We start from the raw sequence: 13,365 nt of genomic DNA on the forward strand, positions 1-13,365 counted from the left end.
GCATATTAAGAAGCGTCCGGTTCTGCCGGGCGCTTTTTTGTTGGCACCATGTGCCGCTCTGGCGTAGGATTCGATCTGTTATTTTTGCCCTGCCTTTGAAGAAGTCAAAAGATTGACATGAAGTCCCAAGCTCCTCTCCTGTTTCGCAATCGTCACATCAATACCATCTTTGGCAACAATGGACCGCGCAAGTGGGTTGTTGGCCGTCGGGCTGAAGCGCTGAATGCGGCAAGCCATCCGGTCATACTGGATTGTCGCAATGGTGTGCAGTTGCATGGCCTTTATACGCAGGGTCATGATGCCGGGCGCGGGCTGGTGGTTTTGCTGCATGGCTGGGAAGGCACGGCCTGGTCAACCTATCTGCAGTCGCTGGCGGTGCGTCTGATGGGGGAAGGCTATAGCGTTTTTCGATTGCATATGCGCGATCACGGGCCAACCCATCATCTCAATCATGACCCGTTTCTGGCGATCCGGCTTGATGAGATCCTTGATGCGCTGGAGCAGATCTGCGCTCAGTTTCCCCATGACAGGACGGCCCTTGTTGGCTTTTCTCTGGGGGCCAACATGGCTGTGCGGGTGGCGGCCAATATCAGTGAACGTCCGATCCGCCTTGATCGGGTGATTGCTGCCTCACCGCCAATCGACCCGGAGGCTGCCGCCGTGTCGATCCGTTCCTATCAGATTTACAATCGCTATTTCATCTCCAAGTGGCAGCGCTCCTTCGAGCGCAAGATCGAACTGTTTGCCGATTATCGCCAGCATGCGGATCTCCTCAAACATACCGATATTCTGGAAATGCATGATGATTTCATCCCGCGTTTTTGCGAGCATGAAAATGCTGCCAGCTACTTCAGGGCCTATGCGTTGAGCGAGGCCAATATCGCGGCTATGGATGTGCCCTGCCATATCGTAATGGTGAAGGATGATCCGGTGATCCCTATTGATGCGCTTGGCTTGCTGCCAAAACGGGATGGGCTCAGCCATGAAATTGTTGACGATGGTGGGCATTGCGGTTTCGTCAATGGCTATCGTTTGACCAGCTGGTTCGATGACAAGGCGGTGGCAATGCTGTCTCGGGCTGGTTTCTGACTGGTGTATTTGAGCGGTGGATGCCCTTATGCTAAGGGCCGTTGGTTGGGTCAGACCGGTTCCGGATGAGGGGGCGAGTGGGTTCGATCGACCGATTTTTGAGGCTCAAAAGGGCTGCGCAGTGGGTATAGGGGGAAGATTGCGGTCATTCATTTTCCTGTCATGGGAGGGAGATATGCACGCGCAGTGTTTGACTGTCGGCGCCGTTTGGTGCAAATGAAGGGCAGCTTTCAAGAAACATTCGGTTTTTCTTCCCCCGATTTCTCCGCATTCTCCCCCGGATGCGGTCCGTTTGTTTCACCCCGACAATCGGGAATGGGCCTGATTGTCCAATATGTTGAATGGTATGTCCGGGCTGATCCATGACTATGGATGTCCGTCGGTCTGCCATCGTAGGTTTGGAGAAAAATATGATCCGTATCGGTCTTTTGGGCGCTGGTCGCATTGGACAAATTCACGCACGGGCGGTCAGCGCTCTTGATAATGTCGAAATTGTTGCGGTTTACGACCCATTTGATGAAGCGGCTGCCTATGTGCAGGCCATGACCGGCGCGGCTCGCCGGACCTCGGTGATGGAAATTGTCGACGATCCGGAGATCAACGCTGTCATCATCGCCTCGCCAACCAATCAGCATGCGGATCAGATCATCGAAGCTGCGCAGGCTGGCAAGCATATTTTCTGCGAGAAACCAATTGATCTTGATCTCAAGAAGGTGCGCGAATGCGTCGATGAAGTCGAGAAGGCTGGCGTTCAGCTTATGATCGGTTTCAACCGTCGCTTCGACTACAACTTCAATGCGGTCAAGCGTAACATCGACAATGGCGAAGTCGGCGAAGTCGAGTTGGTGCAGATCACTTCGCGTGACCCGGAAGCCCCCTCGGCTGCCTATCTGAAGAATTCCGGTGGTCTGTTTCTTGACATGATGATCCATGATTTCGATATGGCTCGTTACATGCTCGATGACGATATCGTTGAAGTCTTTGCCACAGGCTCGGTGTTGACCGACCCCGAGATCGGCAAGATTGGCGATCTGGATACGGCGACCGCTACGCTGAAAACGGCCAAGGGCCGGATTGCGGTGATCACCAACTCGCGTCGCGCCTCCTATGGGTATGATCAGCGGGTGGAAGTGCACGGATCCAAAGGCATGGTGCGTGCTGACAACCTGCGGGGCACTTCGGTGACGTTGGCCACCAAGCAGGGCTATCGCAGCGATCCACTGCTTGATTTCTTCATTCAGCGTTATGCTGAAGCCTACAAGGCCGAGCTGCAGACCTTCTGTCGCCTGTTGGCCGGTCAGAACGAGATTTATCCGGATCATGTCGATGGCATGAAGGCTATTGAGCTGGCCCATGCGGCACAGCAATCCTTTAAAACCGGCAAAGCGGTCAAGATCCGTTAAGGTCTGTTAGCCTTGGCAAAATCAAAAAGAAAAAGGGTCGCGGCAGCGACCCTTTTTTGTTGGCTTGCATGTGATCCTTCAGATTGGTCGGGCAAAGCCGACCAGAATTTGCCTCAGCCCCAGAGCTGCTCCGGCAATGATGGCGGCAAGGGTGACCGGGCCGCTATAGGCAAGCACCGAAATGGCCGACAGACCCTGACCGATGGAGCAGCCGACGGCGGTGACCGCGCCAATTCCCATCAGGCCTGCGCCAATGATCTGACGCCGCAACTCGCGGGGATCTTCGCAAGCCTCCCAGCGGAAATGACCCTTGATCAGGCTGCCAGTGAAAGCGCCGATCCAGATGCCGGCAACCGAGCCGATTCCAAAGCTCAGCTGGCCGCCGGAAGCGGTCATGATATAGAGGATGGTCTCACCGATCGGGCCGGAGAAGGTGTGCGAGGAGACCGGCACGGCTTCGAAGCTGTCGGTGGCCACCCATTGGGTGCCCCACCAGCCCGATGCAATGGCCAGCCCGATCATGGTGCCCCAGAAGAGGGTTGTGCGATTGTCCCGCACATGGCGCGGAGCGATGACAGCGATCAGAATGATGCAGCCGACAAGGATGCCGATCAGCGAAGGGGGCAGGCCCGTGATGTCTGCCAAATCCTGGGCAAGACCAGGGCCGCCATTGACGGCCGGTTTGTCCGGGAACAACCAGACCCGGATATAGGCCAAAGGCCCGGAAATGGTGGCATAGGCGCTGATGCCCATCACCACGACAATGACGAAGGCGCGCAGATCTCCGCCGCCCAGCCGGGCCAGTGCGCCATAGCCGCAATTGCCCGAAATCGCCATGCCATAGCCAAAGATCAGACCGCCCAGAATGCTTTGCATGGGATACCAGTGCTGGCTGAGATAAGGGGTCTGATTGAGGGTCAGGGCGTTGAAATGGACAAGCAGGAAGGCCCCGATCATCGCGACGCCGATGGCGATGCCCCACATGCGCAAGCGCAAATCCGAACTTGAATAGAAATAGTCTTCAATGGCGCCAAGCGTGCAAAAACGCCCAAGCCGCGCTGCCAGCCCAAGCGTGATGCCGCCCAATAGTCCGATGGCGGCTACCATCACAGGTGCCGTGATCCAGTCTGTCATCGTCCGTTTCCTCCCCGGCCGATTGGTTTTTTTGGGTCGGCCAATGGTGTCAGGCGATGGATTTTTGGTTTTATGTCTCTTCGCCTTCGACCGTGTCCCGACAAAAGAGGTCGTAGACCACTTCCATTATTTGTTTCGGGCGGTCATCGGTCAAGCGGTAATAAATCGACTTGCCTTCGCGGCGGGGTTCTATCAGCCCTTCCAGACGCAGGCGGGAAAGCTGCTGGGAGACAGCAGCCTGTCGGGCGGAGAGCAAATCTTCCAGCTCGGTAACCGACTTTTCTCCTGTTGCCAGATGGCACAGGATCATCAAGCGTCCGTCATGGCCGATTGCCTTGAGAAAGTTCGAGGCGGTTTGCGCCTTCTGTGCCATTTTCTCAAGGGCATCCTCATCCATTTCTTCATGGAAGACGGGAAGCGGCATTGGGGGTCACCGAGGGTTTGTGTCGTCATCAATCTGCATTGGCAGACACTGCTTTATCTACAGAAGAAACCAATTGATCAAGTAGGCCCCAGAAGAAATCCTCTCCGGGATAGCCTTCGATACGCCCTTTTTCCTGCCCGTCCACAAGCAGCACGAAGGTCGGCGTATAGAAGAATCCGCGGGCCAGCCGAATCCCTTCGGGCAAGGGGTCTTGCTTGTCGATTCGCCGCAAGGGCGCCCGCTTGCCTTCGTCTGTCTTTGGATAGATGGGGCCAATTTCCTTGTTCCAGCGCGCGCACCAGACGCAGCCTGCTGCCTCAACCATCAATAATTCCACGCCTTTTCCGGTTGGCCCGGCGGCGTTGGCAGGCAGGATGCCAGTGAGAAGAAAGGAGAGCAGGATGCAGATTCTGATCATGGGTTGTAACGAGCCGGTTGACGAATGCAGTTTTATATAATCTAATTTGAATATGTGAATTATACAAGAGACAGGGGATCAATCATGTTGGACGTGACGCTCTGGGGCGCGCTTGTGGCGGGTCTGCTGTCATTTTTGTCTCCCTGTATTCTGCCCATCGTGCCCTTCTATCTGAGTTATTTGGCGGGCGTCGGGATGAACCAGATATCGGCAGACGCGAAGATTGATGCGGCTGTTCGCAAACGGGCGGTGCTGGCGGCGATCTGCTTCTCCGCTGGTGTGATCACCATCTTCATGCTGCTTGGGTTGGCCGCCACTTTGTTCGGGCAGTTGGTGCGCGATTATTTCGACATTCTGCGCTGGATCGCCGCTGGAGTGATCATCCTGATGGGGCTGCATTTTCTCGGTGTCATCCGGATCGGATTTCTCTATCGCCAGTTTCGCAGCGATGCCGGGGCGACAAGCAATGTCGGCTATCTCGGGGCCTTCGTGATCGGGCTGGCTTTTGCCTTTGGCTGGACACCCTGTGTCGGGCCGGTGCTGGCATCGATCCTGTTCATGGCGGCGGGGGCCGAGGGGGCTTCGCAAGGCTCGTTGCTGCTGTTTGCCTATGGGGTCGGCATGACCTTGCCGTTTGTCATAGCGGCAATGTTTATCGGTCCCTTCATGCGTTGGATGGTGGGATTTCGCAAGCATCTGGGACTTGTTGAAAAGCTGATGGGCGGGCTTTTGATCCTGTTCGGCGTGTTGATCGCCACCAATAGCATCAATCTGATTGCCCAATGGATGATTGAAACCTTTCCGGTCTTTTCCGCCATCGGTTGAATGGCGGGACAAACAGGAGCGGATCAAATCCTGAGGACGGGAGGCCTCTGGACATGACCTTTTTTAACAAGCTGCTGCTGGCCTGTCTGGTCAGTTTGATGAGCCTCATTCCCCTGACTGCGGCACAGGCCGAAATGGGGGATGATGGGCTGCATAAGGCGTCCTGGATGCGGGACACCTTCAAGGATCTGGGCGAGGATCTGCAGGAGGCCACTGCGGAGGGTAAACGCCTGATGGTGATCATCGAGCAACGGGGCTGCATTTACTGCAAGAAGATGCATGAGGAAGTGTTTCCACGGCCGGAAATTGCTGACTTCATTGAGAAAAATTTCTTCGTCGTGCAGCTCAACATGTTTGGTGATGTCGAGGTGACGGATTTTGACGGCGAAGCCTTGCCGGAGAAGGACATGGTGCGCAAATGGGGTGCCTTATTCACGCCGACCCTGATGTTTTTCCCACAAGAGGTGAGTGGAGACAAACCTGCCAATCAGGTCGCTGTGGTGCAAATGCCCGGCGCTTTCGGGCGGCACACAACCTTCAACCTTCTCAACTGGGTCGTTGAGAAAGGCTATGAAGGGGACGAGAGCTTCCAGAAGTATCACGCCCGGAAATTCGCCGAACAGCAGCAGTAAAGCGCCATTTCTGCGACTATTGCCTCATTGCATAAAAGTGAATTTAAACACATTATGAAATTCAATTTTTTGAATTTGTTCTTGTGTAACGGGAGGAAATGAGGGTACGCTTCTATCTGAGGAGATAGGAACAAACACCTAGAGTGACGCGCGGAGTCGATCCACACAAAACAAGGACCAGGGATCGGTTCCGGCAAGGGGAGGACCGGAATGAAACAACTTTTTTGGGCAGCAGGAGCCCTGATCCTGAGCTCGGGCATTGCTTTGGCTGATGCAGTTAAGCCAGCTGACGTGATGTTTTCCGAAGGCGCCGTCGAGGCATCCCTGACGGGCCAAGCGGGCAATGTGGATGAGGGCCGCAAGGCATTCATCAATCGCAAGCTGGGCAACTGCCTTGCCTGCCATGAAAATAGCGATTTGCCAAAGGAACAGTTCCACGGCGAGGTTGGACCAAGCCTCGACGGTGTGGCTGATCGTTGGAATGAGGCCGAAATTCGCGGCATCGTTGTCAACTCGAAGCTGACCTACGAAGGCACCATCATGCCTGGCTTCTATGTGGCAACAGACTTTCCGCGTACGGCCGAAAAATTCAAGGGCAAGACCATTTTGACCGCTCAACAGATCGAGGATGTGGTCGCCTATTTGATGACACTGAAAGAAGAGTAATTCGGGGCTATTGCGAAGCCGCAAGACCGGCTTCGTGCGCTCTGCATCACTGGAGGATGACAATGAAATTTACACGCAGGGACGTGCTTGCACTCGGGTCTGGGGCAGTGGTCGCAGTCAGCTTTGCAAGCCTGCCAGCCATGGCCAGTGCATCGGATGATGCGATCAAGGCCTTTACCGGTGGCATGGACATGACCGAGGGCGGGTTGACACTGACCGCGCCGGAAATTGCTGAAAATGGCAACACTGTGCCGGTGGAAGTGAGTGCTGAAGGGGCCGAAGCCATCACCTTGCTTGCTCTTGGCAACCCGACGCCCGCAGTGGCCACTTTCAAGTTCGGTCCGCTCAATCCAAGCCAGTCCGCATCCACCCGCATTCGTCTTGCCAAGACGCAGGACGTGTTGGCGATTGCCAAGATGAAGGACGGCACCTTCCGCAGTGCCAAAGCGACGGTCAAAGTGACCATCGGCGGCTGCGGCGGTTAAGAAATCAAGGGAGAATAAATCATGGCAAAGGGTGTAAAACCTCGCGTGAAAGTGCCTCGCAAGGCATCCGCCGGTGACGTCATCACCATCAAATCGCTGATTAGCCACAAGATGGAATCCGGTCAGCGCAAGGACGGCGACGGCAATCTGATTCCGCGCTCGATCATCAATCGCTTCACCTGCGATTTCAACGGCCAGAATGTGATTGATGTGACGTTGGAACCGGCAATTTCGACCAACCCCTATTTCCAGTTTGAAGCAACCGTGCCGGAAGCCGGCGAGTTTCACTTCACCTGGTATGATGATGATGGCTCGGTCTATGAGACCAAAAAGAAAATCAACGTTGCCTGATCATCTGAACTGACCATCGGACGCATTGGCTGGCCCGGAACGAGGAAGTCCGGGCGCCGGAGGGAATGCGCTTCGAAGCAACATTTACGGGCTGGTGTCTGACAGTGTCCTGTCTGTCGACATCCGCGCCCGCAGAGGGAGGACCAAACAATGGCAAAGGGACCAATTATCCTATCGTTGGCGCTGGGCGTCGGGATCACCATGACCAGCATGAGCGCCATGGCCGGAGAAGATTCCAAGCTGGTGATCGATGGGCAGGAATTTGTAACCAAGACCGAAGCGCCGGACCATCTGAAGGATAATCTCGACGAGATCTATTCGGGTTGGGTGTTCCGGTCTGACGAGACCCAGGCCCTGCAGCTTGATGATTTCGACAATCCCGCTTTCGTTTTCATTGATCAGGCAACCGAACAGTTTGATGTGAAAGAGGGCTCTGCCAACAAGGCCTGCGCAGACTGCCATTCCGGCGTCGAGGATTTCAAAGGTTTGCGGGCGATGATGCCACGGGTCAAGGATGGCAAGCTGCAGACAATGGAAGACCAGATCAACCAGTGCCGCACCGAGCAGATGGGGGCCGAACCATGGAAATGGGGAGGCGCGACCATGCAGTCGATGGTGGCATTGATCGGGCTGCAGTCGCGCGGCATGCCGATGAATGTGAAAATTGATGGCGACGCCAAGCCTTTCTGGGAGAAGGGCAAGGAAATCTACTATACCCGCCATGGACAACTGGATATGGCATGCGCCAATTGCCATGAAGACAATTACGGCAACAACATCCGTGCCGACCATCTCAGTCAGGGCCAGCTCAATGGCTTTCCGACCTATCGGTTGAAAAATGCCAAGCTCAACTCGGTCCATGATCGCCTGTTTGGCTGCATTCGTGATGTGCGTGCCGAGCCCTACAAGGTTGGGTCTGACGCCTTCCGTGCACTGGAGCTTTATGTCTCCTCGCGCGGCAATGGCCTGACAATCGAGACACCAGCTGTCAGAAACTGAGCCGACTGCCCGCGCTTGTCAGAGTGCGGGCATCCTTTCATTTGTCATATTCATTTATGCGAATGTGTAGAAAAATACTTATCAGGATGAATGTTCGATGATTTCCCGACGCGATTTTCTTCAGGTGGGAATGGCTGCTGCCTCCCTTTATGGTCTGAGCTCTTTTGGTGGCTGGTCGCGGGTCGCGGCCCAGCAGGCCCTGACGCAGGATCAATTGCTGGAATTTGACACCTTTGGCAATGTGTCGCTGATCCATGTCACGGACATTCACGCACAGCTCAAGCCGATCTATTTCCGTGAGCCGGAGATCAATTTGGGCGTCGGATCGAATCGCGGGCAGGTGCCGCATTTGACCGGTGCGGATTTTCGCAAGGTCTATGGCGTTGCCGACGGCACGCCAGCCCAGTATGCGCTGACCTATGAGGATTTTGTCTCTCTTGGCAAGGGCTATGGCAAGGTGGGTGGACTTGACCGGATGGCCACCGTGATCAATGCCATCCGTGCCGATCGCCCCGAGGCCCTGCTGCTCGATGGTGGGGATACCTGGCATGGCTCCTATACCTGCTATCACACGCAGGGGCAGGACATGGTCGATGTGATGAATGCCCTCAAGCCTGACGCCATGACCTTCCATTGGGAATTCACCCTCGGGTCCGACCGGGTCAATGAAATTGTCGAGGGACTGCCTTTTGCCGCGCTGGCGCAGAATATCTTTGATGCGGAATGGGATGAGCCGGCGGAGCTGTTCAAGCCCTACAAATTCTTTGAGCGTGGCGGGGTGAAGGTGGTCGTGATCGGTCAGGCCTTTCCTTATATGCCGATTGCCAATCCCGGCTGGATGTTCCCCGAATATAGCTTCGGCATTCGCGACGAACGGATGCAGGAAATGGTGGATGAAGTGCGGGCTGAAGGGGCGGAGCTGGTGGTCTGCCTGTCGCATAACGGCTTTGACGTCGACAAGAAGATGGCGTCCAAGGTGACCGGTATCGATGTGATCCTGTCTGGCCATACCCATGATGCGCTGCCAGAGCCAGTGCAGGTGGGCAACACCTTTATCATTGCGTCCGGGTCAAACGGCAAATTTGTCAGCCGGATTGATCTCGATGTCCGCGACGGGGCGATGAAGGGCATCCGCCACAAGCTCATTCCGATCTTCTCTGACGTGATTGCGCCGGATCCGGCCATCACCAAATTGATTGACGAAGTGCGAGCGCCGCATGAGGAGGCCATGGGCGAAGTGATTGGGCAGACGGACAGTTTGCTTTATCGCCGAGGCAACTTCAACGGCTCGTGGGATGACCTCATCTGTGCGGCCCTGTTGTCCGAGCGCGAGGCAGATATTGCCATGTCGCCCGGGGTGCGCTGGGGGCCAAGCTTGCTGCCCGGTCAAGATATTACCCGTGAAGACATCTGGAATGTCACCTCGATGACCTATGGGCAAGCCTATCGCACGGAAATGACCGGCGAATTCATCCATGTGATTTTGGAAGACGTGGCCGACAATCTGTTCAACCCGGACCCCTATTACCAGCAGGGGGGTGACATGGTGCGCACCGGCGGGCTTGGCTATGCCATTGATATTTCCAAGAAACAGGGCGAGCGGATCACTGATCTGACCTTTCTGAAAACCGGCGAAAAGATTGACCCGGCCAAGACCTATGTCGTGGCTGGTTGGGCCAGCGTCAATGAGGGCACCGAAGGTCCGCAGATCTGGGATGTCGTCGAGAGCCATATTCGCAAACAGGGCACCGTCAGTGTGTCGGAAAATACCAGCGTGAAAGTGACCGGGGCCTGATCGGCTCGACATTTCAGCGCTTTGCATATGAGGGAGGGATAGATTCTATGCCTGTATTGTTCAAAGGGAAAAAACCGTCCCGCCGTGCCTTTCTGAAAGGGGCAGTGGCAACGGGCGGAGCCGCGTTGAGTGGCGGAGCAGCCTTGGCTGCCGGCGAGAAAGTGATCACGGAAGTCCAGCCATGGATGTCGGAATCCGGAGCACCGGTGGATGCGGCGCCCTATGGCAGCCCGTCCCCATTCGAAAGCCATGTGAAACGCCGCACCGTGGAATGGCTGACGGCGGATCCGATTTCATCGATCAATTTCACGCCTTTGCATGAGCTTGATGGCATCATTACGCCAAACGGGTTGGCTTTCGAGCGCCATCATGGGGGAGCGGCCGAGATTGAGCCGTCCAACCATCGCTTGATGATCAATGGTCTGGTCGATAGCGAGCTGGTTTTCACAATGGAAGATCTGATGCGGTTCCCGCGTGAGAATCACGTCTATTTCCTTGAATGCGCGGCCAATTCCGGCATGGAATGGCGCGGGGCGCAGCTCAATGGTTGTCAGTTCACCCATGGCATGATCCATAATGTGATGTATACCGGCGTGCCACTGCGGCTGTTGCTGGAAGAGGCGGGGGTCAAGACGGCTGGCAAATGGCTGCTGGCAGAAGGGGCGGATTCCGCCGCCATGACCCGCTCCATTCCGATGGAAAAGGCGATGGATGATTGCCTCGTCGCCTTCAAGATGAATGGCGAGGCGTTGCGGCCTGAACAGGGCTATCCGGTTCGTTTGGTGGTGCCCGGCTGGGAAGGCAATATGTGGGTCAAGTGGCTGCGTCGTCTCGAAGTGGGCGACAAGCCCTGGCATCACCGCGAAGAAACCTCGAAATATACCGATCTTATGGAAGATGGCCGGGCGCGGCGCTTCACTTGGGAGATGGATGCCAAGTCAGTCATCACCAATCCCAGCCCGCAAGCCCCGATCAAGCATGGCAAGGGGCCAACCATCATCACCGGTCTTGCCTGGTCAGGACGGGGCACGATCCCGCAGGTTGATGTGACCATCGATGGGGGCATCACCTGGCACAAGGCGCGGATTTCCGGACCGAGCCTCGATAAGTCGATGCATCGCTTCTATTACGAATTTGACTGGGACGGAAAACCGCTTCTGCTGCAGAGCCGGGCCCATGACAGCACCGGCTATGTGCAACCCACCAAGGATCAGTTGCGCAAATTCCGGGGGGTTAATTCGATCTATCACAATAATGGCATCCAGACCTGGGCCGTCAATGAAGAGGGGCAAGCGGAAAATGTCGAAATTTCTTAAAGGATTGATGGCGACCGCCTTGCTTGTCTCGCCGCTGATGTTGGCTCCGGCACAGGCGGAAAAACTCGGTCTTGGCCGCCCGGCAACCCCCGATGAGGTCAAGGCCTGGGACATTGATGTGCGACCCGACGGCAAGGGATTGCCGGTGGGCAGTGGCAGTGTGCTCGATGGAGAAGAATTGTTCATCGAGAATTGTGCGGCTTGCCACGGTGATTTTGGTGAAGGGGTGGATCGCTGGCCGGTCTTGTCCGGCGGCCATGGGTCCCTGAAAGACGCCCGACCGGTCAAGACCATCGGCTCTTACTGGCCCTATGCCTCCACCGTGTTTGATTACATCAACCGGGCGATGCCGTTTGGCGCGGCTCAGACGCTGGAACCGGATCAGGTTTATGCGATCACCGCCTATCTGTTGAACATGAATGACGTGGTGGATGAGGACTTTGTCCTCAGCAATGAGAATTTCAACGAGGTGACGCTCGAGAATGAAGAGAATTTCTTCATGGATGACCGGGCAAATGGCGAGCTGAAGGAATTTTCTGCCACGCCGTGCATGAGCAATTGCAAGGCATCGGTGAAAATCACCAAACGGGCCGCGATCCTTGACGTGACGCCGGAGGAAACCGCTGCCGCCAAAGCTGCCGAGGAAGCCAAAAAGGCTGAAGAAGCCGAAGAGGCGGCCAAAGAGATGAAAGTGGCCTCAGCCGAGGCACCAACGGAAGAGATGAAGGCGGAGGAACAACCTGCTGCTTCCGAGGCCAGCGCACTGGACCCTGAACTGGTGAAAGACGGCGAGAAGGTCTTCAAGAAATGCAAAGCCTGCCATCAGGTTGGCGAAGGGGCGCAAAACAAGGTTGGCCCTGTACTCAACGGTGTTGTCGGCCGCGAGATCGCTGCGCTTGATGATTTCAAATATTCCAAGGCCTTCAAAGCCAAGCAGGAAGAAGGTGGTTTTGTTTGGGATGAGGCCAATCTGACCGGCTACCTGACCAAACCGAAAAAGTTCATTCCGAAAAACAAGATGGCCTTTGCCGGATTGAAGAAGGACAAGGATATCAAGGCGGTGATTGAGTATCTCAAATCATTCCAGGAGTGAGGAGATCATGAGCATTTCGAGATGCTTTCTGCTGGTCGTTGCCTGCGCTTGGGGCGTGGTTGGTATGTCTGGAGTTGGGTTCGCCAAGGACCTTTCCGCGCTGGAGATGACTGGCAAGACGGTTTTTAAGAAATGCATGGCTTGTCATGCAATCGGGGCTGGTGCGAAAAATCGCGTCGGCCCTCACTTGAATGGGCTGTTCGGGCGGCGGGCGGCCAGCATCGAAGGCTTTAAATATTCCAAGGCGATCATTCGGCAGGGGCAGGATGGGATGGTCTGGAAGGCAGCCAATCTCGATGCCTATATTGAAAATCCGAAGAATTTGGTGACCGGCACAAGGATGAATTTTGCCGGAATCAAGGACAAGGAGAAGCGCACGGCTCTGCTTGCCTATTTGCGAATCTTCTCTGACAATCCTGCCGATATTCCCGAGGCTGCACCCACCGCATCTGATAGAAACCATGATCTGGACCCTGCCATTCTGGTGCTCAAAGGGGACCCGGACTATGGGGAATATCTGTCGAGCGAATGCACCACTTGCCATCAGACAAGCGGGGCGGATGAGGGCGTGCCGTCCATCGTGGCATGGCCTGAAGAGGATTTCGTTATTGCCATGCATGCCTACAAACGAAAATTGCGTGTGCATCCGGTGATGCAGATGGTGGCAGGGCGTTTGTCCAATGATGAGATCGCAGCTTTGGCTGCCTATTTCGGAGATTTGACACCAGAATAAAC

Annotated in this window: 15 protein-coding genes; 12 read left to right on the forward strand and 3 right to left on the reverse strand. The window is 55.5% G+C overall.

The features are described 5' to 3' along the window. The first annotated feature begins 117 nt into the window (after positions 1-117). Positions 118-1,089: a YheT family hydrolase gene (locus DSD30_RS04860; RefSeq protein WP_114008407.1), complete on the forward strand. Its 972-nt coding sequence runs from the start codon at positions 118-120 to the stop codon at positions 1,087-1,089. A gap of 410 nt (positions 1,090-1,499) precedes the next feature. After that, a complete protein-coding gene (gene iolG / locus DSD30_RS04865; protein WP_114008408.1) occupies positions 1,500-2,492 on the forward strand; it encodes an inositol 2-dehydrogenase in 993 nt (330 codons plus the stop codon). Between the two features lie 78 nt (positions 2,493-2,570). Here the strand turns inward: iolG and DSD30_RS04870 are convergent, their stop codons facing one another. The 3 genes from DSD30_RS04870 to DSD30_RS04880 all read right to left on the reverse strand — a co-directional run bounded on the left by DSD30_RS04870 (position 2,571) and on the right by DSD30_RS04880 (position 4,468). Continuing rightward, positions 2,571-3,626 (reverse strand): YeeE/YedE family protein, encoded by a 1,056-nt coding sequence (locus tag DSD30_RS04870; protein ID WP_114008409.1) that lies wholly within the window; start codon positions 3,624-3,626, stop codon positions 2,571-2,573. Between the two features lie 70 nt (positions 3,627-3,696). Next, the gene (locus DSD30_RS04875; RefSeq protein ID WP_114008410.1) at positions 3,697-4,050 is read right to left on the reverse strand and encodes an ArsR/SmtB family transcription factor; all 354 of its coding nucleotides are present in this window, start codon (positions 4,048-4,050) and stop codon (positions 3,697-3,699) included. Between the two features lie 28 nt (positions 4,051-4,078). Beyond that, the gene (locus DSD30_RS04880; protein ID WP_245418356.1) at positions 4,079-4,468 is read right to left on the reverse strand and encodes a thioredoxin domain-containing protein; all 390 of its coding nucleotides are present in this window, start codon (positions 4,466-4,468) and stop codon (positions 4,079-4,081) included. Positions 4,469-4,552: 84 nt separating this feature from the next. On the opposite strand from DSD30_RS04880, the gene DSD30_RS04885 reads away from it, so the two are divergent. The 10 genes from DSD30_RS04885 to DSD30_RS04930 all read left to right on the forward strand — a co-directional run bounded on the left by DSD30_RS04885 (position 4,553) and on the right by DSD30_RS04930 (position 13,363). Next, positions 4,553-5,293: a cytochrome c biogenesis CcdA family protein gene (locus DSD30_RS04885; RefSeq protein WP_114008411.1), complete on the forward strand. Its 741-nt coding sequence runs from the start codon at positions 4,553-4,555 to the stop codon at positions 5,291-5,293. 53 nt (positions 5,294-5,346) lie between these two features. After that, the gene (locus tag DSD30_RS04890; protein WP_198662816.1) at positions 5,347-5,925 is read left to right on the forward strand and encodes a thioredoxin family protein; all 579 of its coding nucleotides are present in this window, start codon (positions 5,347-5,349) and stop codon (positions 5,923-5,925) included. A 210-nt stretch (positions 5,926-6,135) separates the two neighbouring features. Continuing rightward, on the forward strand, positions 6,136-6,591 hold the full coding sequence (gene soxX, locus DSD30_RS04895) for a sulfur oxidation c-type cytochrome SoxX (RefSeq protein ID WP_114008412.1): 456 nt from the start codon (positions 6,136-6,138) through the stop codon (positions 6,589-6,591). Between the two features lie 62 nt (positions 6,592-6,653). After that, positions 6,654-7,076, forward strand: coding sequence for a thiosulfate oxidation carrier protein SoxY (soxY, locus tag DSD30_RS04900; RefSeq protein WP_114008413.1), 423 nt, complete (start codon positions 6,654-6,656; stop codon positions 7,074-7,076). Between the two features lie 21 nt (positions 7,077-7,097). Continuing rightward, complete coding sequence (gene soxZ / locus DSD30_RS04905) at positions 7,098-7,427, forward strand: thiosulfate oxidation carrier complex protein SoxZ (protein ID WP_114008414.1); 330 nt, start codon at positions 7,098-7,100, stop codon at positions 7,425-7,427. Positions 7,428-7,577: 150 nt separating this feature from the next. Further along, the gene (gene soxA, locus DSD30_RS04910; protein ID WP_114008415.1) at positions 7,578-8,426 is read left to right on the forward strand and encodes a sulfur oxidation c-type cytochrome SoxA; all 849 of its coding nucleotides are present in this window, start codon (positions 7,578-7,580) and stop codon (positions 8,424-8,426) included. A gap of 97 nt (positions 8,427-8,523) precedes the next feature. Further along, the gene (gene soxB, locus DSD30_RS04915) at positions 8,524-10,221 is read left to right on the forward strand and encodes a thiosulfohydrolase SoxB (protein WP_114008416.1); all 1,698 of its coding nucleotides are present in this window, start codon (positions 8,524-8,526) and stop codon (positions 10,219-10,221) included. 47 nt (positions 10,222-10,268) lie between these two features. After that, positions 10,269-11,537, forward strand: coding sequence for a sulfite dehydrogenase (gene soxC / locus DSD30_RS04920; RefSeq protein WP_114008417.1), 1,269 nt, complete (start codon positions 10,269-10,271; stop codon positions 11,535-11,537). Further along, entirely contained in the window at positions 11,521-12,630 is a 1,110-nt protein-coding gene (locus tag DSD30_RS04925; protein ID WP_114008418.1) for a c-type cytochrome, read from the forward strand. The genes soxC and DSD30_RS04925 overlap by 17 nt, the downstream gene beginning before the upstream one ends. 7 nt (positions 12,631-12,637) lie before the next feature. Further along, a complete protein-coding gene (locus DSD30_RS04930) occupies positions 12,638-13,363 on the forward strand; it encodes a c-type cytochrome (RefSeq protein WP_198662817.1) in 726 nt (241 codons plus the stop codon). Positions 13,364-13,365: the final 2 nt, after the last annotated feature.

Origin of the sequence: Cohaesibacter intestini, from assembly GCF_003324485.1 — a bacterium.
In the GTDB taxonomy this organism is placed as follows: domain Bacteria; phylum Pseudomonadota; class Alphaproteobacteria; order Rhizobiales; family Cohaesibacteraceae; genus Cohaesibacter; species Cohaesibacter intestini.